The 2,663-nt window shown below is 66.7% G+C and carries 1 protein-coding gene and 1 pseudogene; both read right to left on the reverse strand.

Annotated features, from left to right (window positions below):
• Window positions 1-211: pseudogene (locus tag EN964_RS31195) on the reverse strand (sarcosine oxidase subunit gamma); the annotation flags it as partial.
• On the reverse strand, window positions 204-2,663 hold a 2,460-nt coding region (locus tag EN964_RS31200), incomplete at its 5' end, for a sarcosine oxidase subunit alpha family protein (protein ID WP_127277179.1). The pseudogene EN964_RS31195 and the gene EN964_RS31200, both read right to left, overlap by 8 nt.

The raw sequence follows: 2,663 nt of genomic DNA on the forward strand, positions 1-2,663 counted from the left end.
GTTTCGGCGCATCCGGTGGCACCGCGCCGAAACGGGCCCTGGCCGCTTTCGCCAGATCAGCCCCTTGGCCGCGCCTCGCCATGATCTGGATCAGGTCAAAATTGCGGATCTCGGTCAGCGAGACGCCGGCCTCGATACCGCGTGCACCATGCACGCCGGCAACAAGCGCCTTTTCAAGGGGACTGCGGGGAGCCCAGGAAAAATCAACCACGCTGGCGCCCTCCATCCGGATCGTAGAAGACGGGATTGCAGAGTTCGACATCGTAGTCTTCGCCGCGCAACGGGTCATGCCCATGCACGATCTCGCCGATGCGTTCGCGGCCGCGTTCGACAAGCGCGAGCCCGATCCACTGATCCGACGTCGGCGAGAAGCAGACCGAGGTGACATAGCCCTGGTCGTTGCCGGGGCCGGGTGTCTGTCCCTTCGGGATGATGTGCGCACCGGAGCGCAGCCGGCGTGCCTTGTCCGTCGGCTTGATGCCGACGACGACCTGCCGGTCCGGGGCTACCAGCGCCTCGCGTCCGGCCATGACGCGGCCGATATAGTCTTTCTTGGTCGACATCATCTTGCCCAGGCCAAGATCGGCCGCCGTCGTCGTGCCGCTCAGTTCCGGTCCGGCGATGTGGCCCTTTTCGACGCGCATGACGCCGAGCGCCTCGGTGCCGTAGGGCGTCACGCCGAATGGCGCGCCGGCCAGCATCAGATTGCGCGCCATGGCATCGCCAAAGCGCGCCGGCACTGAAATCTCGAAAGCCATCTCGCCTGAGAACGAGATACGGAACAGCCGTGCCCTCAGGCCCCCGCGAAGTGCTACTTCGCGCGCGCCCATGAATGGAAAGCCTTCGTTGGAAAGGTCTTCGGCCGGGTCGACGATTTCCCTGAGCAGGTCGCGTGTCTTCGGCCCGGCGATCGAGAATTGCGCCCACTGGTCCGAGACGGAAGTGAGCTGCACGTCGAGCTCCGGGAACAGCACCTGGCGGCAGAATTCGAGATGCTGCATCACCAGCCCGGCCTTGGCCGTGGTGGTGGTCAGAAAATAGTGGTCCTCGGCCAGCCGCGATGTCGTGCCATCGTCATAGACGATGCCGTCCTCGCGCAGCATCAGCCCATAGCGCGCCTTGCCAACGGCGAGGCTGGAGAAGGTGTTGATGTAGACGCGATCGAGAAAGGCGCCGGCATCGGGGCCGTGCACGTCGATCTTGCCGAGCGTCGAGACATCGCAGAAGCCGACGCCGCCGCGCACCGCCTTGACCTCGCGGGTCACCGATTCCAGCCAGTCCTTCTCGCCGGCGCGAGGGTACCATTGCGCACGTTTCCACAGGCCGGTGTCGACGAAGATTGCGCCCTGTTCGGCCGCCCAGTGGTGCGACGGCGTCAGCCGCGTCGCATGAAACGTCTCGTCGCGATGATGACCGGCGAAGGCGCCGATGGCGACCGGCACGTAAGGCGGCCGGTAGATTGTCGTGCCGGTCTCGGGGATCGAACGGCCGCTGACCGCGGCCATGATGGCAAGGCCGGCGACATTGGAGGTCTTGCCCTGGTCGGTCGCCATGCCGAGCGTCGTGTAGCGCTTCAGGTGCTCGACGGATTCAAAGCCTTCGCGTTGCGCCAGTTCGATGTCGGAGGCGGTGACGTCGTGCTGGTAATCGACAAACGCCTTGCCCTTGCCGGCGACGTGCCATAGCGGCGTCAGCGAGAATGCCTCGTCGTCGGCGGCAGGCGCGATACCCACTGTGCCGCTATGTCCCGTGTCACGCGCCGCTGCCGCGCCGGCGGCAAATCCCTCGCTCAGGCAGGCGCCGAGGCCGAAATCGCCATTGGCGGCACCCGCGGCGACCATGCCTGGAGGCGCGCCGTCCGGCACGAAGGCAGATATGTCGTTCTGCCATTTCGGCCGGCCACGATGGTAGGAAGTCAGCCCGACAGCCGGGTTCCAGCCGCCAGAGACCGCGAGGCCGTCCGCTTCGACCTCGGCGCGCGCGCCACCGGTCAGCGAGACCGCGATTTTCCTGACGCCATCCTTGCCGCCATCGACGCCGCTGACGGAACCATGCAGCACCGGGAAGCCGCCCTTGGAGGCCAGCGAACGATGCGCTGGCGACACTTCGGACCGTGCATCGATGACCGCCGCGATCTGCAGGCCGGCCCCGAGTGCAGTCTCGACCGTGCGCCAGCCATCCTCATTGTTGGTGAACAGCGCGAGGCGCTTTGCCGGTGTCGCCGCATAGCGCGCGACATAGGTGCGCATGGCGGACGCCATAATAACACCGGGCGTGTCGTTGCCGGCAAAGACGATCGGCCGTTCGATGGCGCCGGCCGCGACGACGCAGCGCTTCGCCACGATCCGCCACAGCCGCTGTCGCACCTGATGCTGAGGCGGCGAGGGCAGGTGGTCGTTGACCCGCTCGATCGCGCCATAGGCGCCGCCATCGTAGACGCCGAATAGTGCCGTGCGGGTCATGATGCGGACGTCCGGCATATCGGCCAATTCAGCCAGCGTCCGCGACAGCCATTCGGCGGCCGGAACACCATCGATCGTGCCGCCATCCGACAGCAGGCGGCCGCCGGGGACAACATCCTCTTCGCACAGGATGACGCGGGCGCCAGCGCGGCCGGCTGCCACTGCCGCGGCCAAACCGGCCCGACCTGCACCGCCGACCAC

It is taken from the genome of Mesorhizobium sp. M7A.F.Ca.CA.001.10.2.1 (genome assembly GCF_003998575.1).
Lineage (GTDB): Bacteria > Pseudomonadota > Alphaproteobacteria > Rhizobiales > Rhizobiaceae > Mesorhizobium.